This is a genomic window from Klebsiella sp. KTE92 (assembly GCF_000398905.1).
GTDB classification, from domain to species: domain Bacteria; phylum Pseudomonadota; class Gammaproteobacteria; order Enterobacterales; family Enterobacteriaceae; genus Klebsiella; species Klebsiella variicola.
The window spans coordinates 489,445-496,460 of sequence record NZ_KB976100.1 but is presented as its reverse complement, the minus strand read 5'-3'; the positions used below and the strand labels follow the sequence as shown (position 1 = coordinate 496,460).

Sequence of the window (7,016 nt, the reverse complement as noted above, 5' to 3'; positions counted from 1 at the left end):
CACTACAAAGGCAGGTTCTTTAAGGTAAGGAGGTGATCCAACCGCAGGTTCCCCTACGGTTACCTTGTTACGACTTCACCCCAGTCATGAATCACAAAGTGGTAAGCGCCCTCCCGAAGGTTAAGCTACCTACTTCTTTTGCAACCCACTCCCATGGTGTGACGGGCGGTGTGTACAAGGCCCGGGAACGTATTCACCGTAGCATTCTGATCTACGATTACTAGCGATTCCGACTTCATGGAGTCGAGTTGCAGACTCCAATCCGGACTACGACATACTTTATGAGGTCCGCTTGCTCTCGCGAGGTCGCTTCTCTTTGTATATGCCATTGTAGCACGTGTGTAGCCCTGGTCGTAAGGGCCATGATGACTTGACGTCATCCCCACCTTCCTCCAGTTTATCACTGGCAGTCTCCTTTGAGTTCCCGGCCTAACCGCTGGCAACAAAGGATAAGGGTTGCGCTCGTTGCGGGACTTAACCCAACATTTCACAACACGAGCTGACGACAGCCATGCAGCACCTGTCTCACAGTTCCCGAAGGCACCAATCCATCTCTGGAAAGTTCTGTGGATGTCAAGACCAGGTAAGGTTCTTCGCGTTGCATCGAATTAAACCACATGCTCCACCGCTTGTGCGGGCCCCCGTCAATTCATTTGAGTTTTAACCTTGCGGCCGTACTCCCCAGGCGGTCGATTTAACGCGTTAGCTCCGGAAGCCACGCCTCAAGGGCACAACCTCCAAATCGACATCGTTTACAGCGTGGACTACCAGGGTATCTAATCCTGTTTGCTCCCCACGCTTTCGCACCTGAGCGTCAGTCTTTGTCCAGGGGGCCGCCTTCGCCACCGGTATTCCTCCAGATCTCTACGCATTTCACCGCTACACCTGGAATTCTACCCCCCTCTACAAGACTCTAGCCTGCCAGTTTCGAATGCAGTTCCCAGGTTGAGCCCGGGGATTTCACATCCGACTTGACAGACCGCCTGCGTGCGCTTTACGCCCAGTAATTCCGATTAACGCTTGCACCCTCCGTATTACCGCGGCTGCTGGCACGGAGTTAGCCGGTGCTTCTTCTGCGGGTAACGTCAATCGACAAGGTTATTAACCTCACCGCCTTCCTCCCCGCTGAAAGTGCTTTACAACCCGAAGGCCTTCTTCACACACGCGGCATGGCTGCATCAGGCTTGCGCCCATTGTGCAATATTCCCCACTGCTGCCTCCCGTAGGAGTCTGGACCGTGTCTCAGTTCCAGTGTGGCTGGTCATCCTCTCAGACCAGCTAGGGATCGTCGCCTAGGTGAGCCGTTACCCCACCTACCAGCTAATCCCATCTGGGCACATCTGATGGCATGAGGCCCGAAGGTCCCCCACTTTGGTCTTGCGACGTTATGCGGTATTAGCTACCGTTTCCAGTAGTTATCCCCCTCCATCAGGCAGTTTCCCAGACATTACTCACCCGTCCGCCGCTCGTCACCCGAGAGCAAGCTCTCTGTGCTACCGCTCGACTTGCATGTGTTAGGCCTGCCGCCAGCGTTCAATCTGAGCCATGATCAAACTCTTCAATTTAAGTTTGATGCTCGTGAATTAAACTTCGTAATGAATTACGCATGTTCACTCAGAGACTTGGTATTCATTTTTCGTCCGAGGACGTTAAGAATCCATGTCACTTTGAGTGCCCACACAGATTGTCTGATAAATTGTTAAAGAGCAGTTGCGACGCGCTTTAGCGCTCTGTCGCGAGGTGGCGTATATTACGCTTTCCTCTTTCAGAGTCAACCCTGAATTTCAGGATTTTTCTCTTCAACCGAACCGGCTGTTTGTGTGAAGTGATTCACATCTGCCGTGTCAGTGGGAGCGCATTATAGGGAGTTCGCCGGAAGTAGCAAGCGTTAAAATAGAAAAATCTTATCGACCGCTCATTATTTGAACTTTTCGCTTATTCATCTTCTTACCATTCAAGGCGCCATCCCAGTGTTCATGCGGCCTGCAGCGCAGTTTACGCTAAGATCGTTTTTTGGCAAAAATGTGATTTTTCTCTCTTACCCAACGCCATTATCGCGCCGATGGTGAATTAAGCACCACTCTTGACCCACGACAAAGCGCCCACCTGGCCCCCGTTTCTATAATCAGGCCCGTTTCTTCTTACTGGTAATAATCGATGGCTTATCAACTCAACATTAACTGGCCCGAGTTTTTAGAGAAGTACTGGCAAAAACAGCCGGTGGTATTAAAAAACGCGTTTCCGGACTTCGTCGACCCGATTACTCCGGACGAGCTGGCCGGATTAGCCATGGAGCCGGAAGTCGACAGCCGGCTGGTCAGCCTGACCAACGGCAAATGGCAGGCCAGCAATGGTCCTTTTGAACATTTCGACGGGCTGGGCGAAACCGGCTGGTCGCTGCTGGCCCAGGCGGTAAACCACTGGCATATGCCCGTCGCCGAGCTGGTGCGCCCGTTCCGCGTACTGCCGGACTGGCGTCTGGACGACCTGATGATCTCCTTCTCCGTCCCCGGCGGCGGCGTCGGCCCGCATATCGATCAGTATGACGTCTTTATTATTCAGGGCATGGGCAGCCGCCGCTGGCGCGTGGGCGATAAGCTGCCGATGCGTCAGTTCTGCCCGCATCCGGCACTGCTGCACGTCGATCCGTTCCCGCCGATCATTGATGAAGATCTGCAGCCGGGCGACATCCTCTATATTCCGCCGGGATTCCCACACGATGGCGTGACCCACGAAACCGCGCTGAACTACTCCGTCGGCTTCCGCGGGCCAAACGGTCGCGACCTGATCAGCAGCTTCGCCGACTATGTGCTGGAGAACGATCTTGGCGGCGAGCACTACAGCGATCCGGACCTCACCTGCCGCGAGCATCCTGGCCGGGTTGAGGAGTATGAACTCGAACGTCTGCGCACCATGATGATCGACATGATTCGCCAGCCGGAAGACTTCAAGCAGTGGTTCGGCAGTTTCGTCACCACCCCGCGTCACGAGCTGGATATTGCGCCGGCGGAACCACCGTATGAAGAAGAGGAAGTGGTCGATGCGCTGCTGGGCGGCGAAAAGCTCTCCCGCCTGAGCGGCCTGCGCGTTCTGCATATCGGCGACAGCTTCTTCGTGCATAGCGAACAGCTGGACACTACCGATGCCAAAGCGCTGGATGCGCTGTGCCGCTATACCTCATTAGGTCAGGAAGAGCTCGGCAGCGGCCTGCAGAATCCGGCGTTCGTGAGCGAACTGACGCGGCTGATTAATCAGGGCTACTGGTACTTCGAAGAGTAAGAGAGCGGCAATACTGCGGGCGGCCGCCTGGCGCTGCCCGCTGGCTTTCAGCCGTTATTGCGTCTATTTCGGCAGCACGATAATAAAACGCGTAGAGCGCAGATCGGACTGCACCGCTACGCTGCCGTGGTGGGCGCTGACGATGGATTTCACAATCGCCAGGCCGATACCGCTGCCCTCGCCTTTGCGCTGACGCGAGGGGTCGACGCGATAGAAACGGTCAAACAGCCGCGGCAGATGCTCGGCGGCAATCGGCGTACCGGGATTCTCCACCACCAGACGGATCGTCTCGGCGCTTTCGCTCAACTGGATGGTCACCGCCTGGCCGGCCGGCGTGTAGCGGATCGCGTTCGACAGCAGGTTGCTGATCGCCCGCCGCAGCATCAGCGGATCGCCCATCACCCGGCAGTGGCTGCCGACAAAGCGCAGCGCCACCGCCTTCTCTTCCGCCCACGCTTCAAAGAACTCAAACACCTTATGCACTTCCTCGGCCAGATCCAGCGCCTGTTGCTCAGGGATCAGCTGGTTATTATCCGCCTGGGCGAGGAACAGCATATCGCTGACCATCCGCGACATCCGCGAGAACTCTTCGAGATTGGAATACAACACCTCTTCCAGCTCCTGCTGGCTGCGGCTCTGGCTTAAAGCGATTTCGGTTTGCGTCACCAGGTTGGTAATCGGCGTGCGGATTTCATGGGCGATATCGGCGGAGAAGTTGGACTGGCGGGTAAAGACATCCTCTATGCGCTCCAGCATATGGTTAAACGACAGCGCCAGCCGCTCCAGCTCGATAGGCACGGCCTGTGGGTCGAGGCGCACGTCGAGATCCCGCGAGGTAATATTCTGGATCTGGCGACTGATCTGGCGGATGGGCTTATGCCCCTGATAGACCACAAACAGCACGATGGCGATGATCAGCAAACTGATTATCGTCGCCGCGGAAATCAGCTTCGCTTTCAGCTCATTAATATAGTGCAGGTGAAAATCGATGGATAAGGCCATCAGCAGGTGGTACGCCGGTTTGCCGTCCGCCTGCTTGCCCAGCGGCAGCATGATCAGCCGCCAGGCGCGGGTCTCCATTGGATGATTATCATGAACCATCATCCGCGGCTGCGGGTCAGTCCATGAAATCACATTCCCGTCGCGCAGCTGCATCGCCAGCCCCGGCGTACTCAGCATATGGCTGAGATCCGGCCCGTCTGGCGACTGAAACAGAATATTGCCCTGGCCGTCGTCCAGACAGATAAAGACGTTGGCGTAACCCGCAATGATATTCCTCACGATCTCCAGCCGCCGCGCCTGCGGGTAGTCAGCGTGGTCGAGGACCGTCTCCAGCGTGGTGCTGAGCTGCCTGAGATCGTGCACGTCGCGCTCTTCAAAGTGGGCCTTCACCGAATGGATCATGATCCAGGTGAAGGCAAAGAAAGCGATGATGGTGGCGAGGCTGATAAAGAAGGTCAGCCGGGTGGCCAGGGAAAAGGGGCGCTTAGCGGCCATCCGGCACCTCAAGCATATAGCCGACGCCGCGCACGGTCTGGATAAGCTTCGGCTCGAAGTCGTTATCAATTTTGGCGCGCAGCCGCTTCACCGCCACGTCAATGGCGTTAGTGTCGCTGTCGAAATTCATATCCCAGACCTGCGAGGCAATCAGCGAACGCGGCAGCACCTCGCCCTGATGGCGCAGGAAGAACTCCAGCAGAGTGAATTCCTTACTGGTCAGGGTGATACGCGTCGCGCCGCGCGTCACCTTGCGGCTGACCAAATCGACGCTGAGATCCGCCGCCTGAAACTGGCTTTCGACGATGACCGCCGCTCCACGGCGCAGCAGGGTCCGCACTCGCGCCAGCAGCTCCGCAAAAGCAAATGGCTTCACCAGATAGTCGTCGGCGCCCAGCTCCAGCCCCTTCACCCGATGCTCAATAGTGCCAAGCGCGGTGAGCAGCAGGATCGGCATGCCTTTATTGGCGGCGCGCAGCATGCGCACGATATCCCAGCCGTTCACATCCGGCAGCATGATGTCGAGGATCAGCAGATCGTAATCGCTGGTCATTGCCAGGTGATAGCCGTTAAGGCCGTTATCGGCCAGGTCGACGACGAAGCCGGCCTCGGTGAGCCCTTTGGTCAGGTACTCTCCGGTTTTCTTCTCATCTTCGACAATCAAAATCTTCACGGCAGGCTCCTTCACGCGCGTTCTGTGCGGGTATTCAATTTTAGAGGAGCGCCTCCGGATAGCAATGAAATATCAGGAAAATGACAGCTTTGTCATTTTCCTGTCACGCCCTGAACAGAGCCCGCTACGTAAAGTAGCCGCCATGGATAAATCGTCGAAAGCGTCTGCCGCCATGCGCCCAATAAAGCTTCTTACTCTCAGCGTGATATTCGCCTTAACCGGCTGTCTGTCACTTGCTCCGGACTACCAGCGCCCCGCCGCGCCGGTGCCGCAGCAGTTCTCTCTCAGCCAGAACAAGCTGGTTACTGCGACAGCGGGCTATCAGGAGACCGGCTGGCGCACCTTTTTCGTCGACCCGCAGGTGAAAAGCCTGATTAGCACCGCGCTGGCCAACAACCGCGATCTGCGGATGGCGACGCTGAAAGTGCAGGAAGCCCGCGCCCAGTACCGGGTTACCGACGCCGACCGCTACCCGCAATTGAACGGTGACGGCAGCACCACCTATGGCGGCAAGCTTAAAGGCGACACCACCACCAGCAGCGATTATGCCGCCGGCCTGAATCTCAGCTATGACCTCGACTTCTTTGGCCGGTTGAAAAACCTCAGCGAGGCCGACCGGCAGAACTTCTTCGCCAGCGAAGAGGCCCGGCGTGCGGTGCATATCCTGTTGATTGCTAACGTTTCACAAAGCTACTTCAACCAGCGGCTGGCGGCAGCGCAGTTGCAGGTGGCCAACGACACCTTACAGAACTATCAGCAGTCTTACGCCTTCGTTGAAAAACAGCTGCTGACCGGAAGCACCACCGTGCTGGCGCTGGAGCAGGCGCGCGGGATGATCGAAAGCACCCGCGCCGATATCGCCAAACGTCAGGGCCAGCTGGCGCAGGCCAATAACGCCCTGCAACTGCTGCTCGGCAGCTACCAGCATCTGCCGGACGATAGCGCCAGCAGCGCGGTGGACCTGAAAGGCGTAACCCTGCCGCCATCGCTCTCCTCAGCGATCCTGTTGCAGCGGCCGGATATTTTAGAGGCCGAACACAGCCTGTTGGCGGCCAACGCCAATATCGGCGCCGCGCGGGCGGCCTTCTTCCCGGCGATCACCCTGACCAGCTCGCTCTCCGGCAGCAGCAGCGAGCTCTCCAGCCTGTTTAACGCCGGCAGCGCGATGTGGAACTTCATCCCCAAAATCGAACTGCCGATTTTCAACGCCGGGCGCAATCAGGCCAACCTCGATCTGGCGGAGATCCGCCAGCAGCAGCAGGTGGTCAACTATGAACAAAAAATACAGTCCGCCTTTAAAGAGGTGGCCGACGCGCTGGCCCTGCGCCAAAGCCTGGCCGATCAGATTGCCGCCCAGGAGCGCTATCTCGCTTCACTAAATATCACCCTGCAGCGCGCTACTGCGCTCTATCGTCACGGCGCGGTCAGCTACATCGAAGTCCTGAGCGCCCAGCGCGACATTTTTACCACCCGACAAACCCTGCTGGAACTCAACTATTCCCGTCAGGCAAATGAAATCACCCTGTTCACCGCCCTCGGCGGCGGCTGGATGGAATAACCCAAGGAG

Annotated in this window: 4 protein-coding genes and 1 rRNA gene; 2 read left to right on the top strand and 3 right to left on the bottom strand. The window is 57.2% G+C overall.

Annotated elements, in window-relative coordinates; all coding sequences use genetic code 11:
- Positions 1–25 precede the first annotated feature (25 nt).
- A 16S ribosomal RNA gene (locus A1WC_RS22595) occupies positions 26–1,565 on the bottom strand.
- A gap of 592 nt (positions 1,566–2,157) precedes the next feature.
- Here A1WC_RS22595 and A1WC_RS22600 point away from each other — a divergent pair.
- A complete protein-coding gene (locus A1WC_RS22600) occupies positions 2,158–3,279 on the top strand; it encodes a cupin domain-containing protein (protein WP_016160211.1) in 1,122 nt (373 codons plus the stop codon).
- 63 nt (positions 3,280–3,342) lie between these two features.
- Here A1WC_RS22600 and A1WC_RS22605 read toward each other — a convergent pair whose 3' ends face one another.
- Both A1WC_RS22605 and cusR read right to left on the bottom strand, forming a co-directional pair.
- Positions 3,343–4,776 carry a Cu(+)/Ag(+) sensor histidine kinase gene (locus A1WC_RS22605; RefSeq protein WP_016160210.1) on the bottom strand — a complete coding sequence of 478 codons (1,434 nt, stop codon included), beginning with the start codon at positions 4,774–4,776 and terminating at the stop codon, positions 3,343–3,345.
- Entirely contained in the window at positions 4,766–5,449 is a 684-nt protein-coding gene (cusR, locus tag A1WC_RS22610; protein ID WP_008807068.1) for a copper response regulator transcription factor CusR, read from the bottom strand. Before cusR ends, A1WC_RS22605 begins: the two co-directional genes overlap by 11 nt.
- 172 nt (positions 5,450–5,621) lie before the next feature.
- Between cusR and A1WC_RS22615 the strand changes: the two genes are divergently transcribed.
- Entirely contained in the window at positions 5,622–7,007 is a 1,386-nt protein-coding gene (locus tag A1WC_RS22615; protein WP_032691326.1) for an efflux transporter outer membrane subunit, read from the top strand.
- Positions 7,008–7,016: the final 9 nt, after the last annotated feature.

Excerpts from the sequence above, each read along its gene's own strand:
- A1WC_RS22600 (WP_016160211.1), top strand. The coding sequence starts at position 2,158 with ATGGCTTATCAACTCAACATTAACTGGCCCGAGTTTTTAGAGAAGTAC.
- A1WC_RS22605 (WP_016160210.1), bottom strand. The coding sequence starts at position 4,776 with ATGGCCGCTAAGCGCCCCTTTTCCCTGGCCACCCGGCTGACCTTCTTT.
- A1WC_RS22615 (WP_032691326.1), top strand. The coding sequence starts at position 5,622 with ATGCGCCCAATAAAGCTTCTTACTCTCAGCGTGATATTCGCCTTAACC.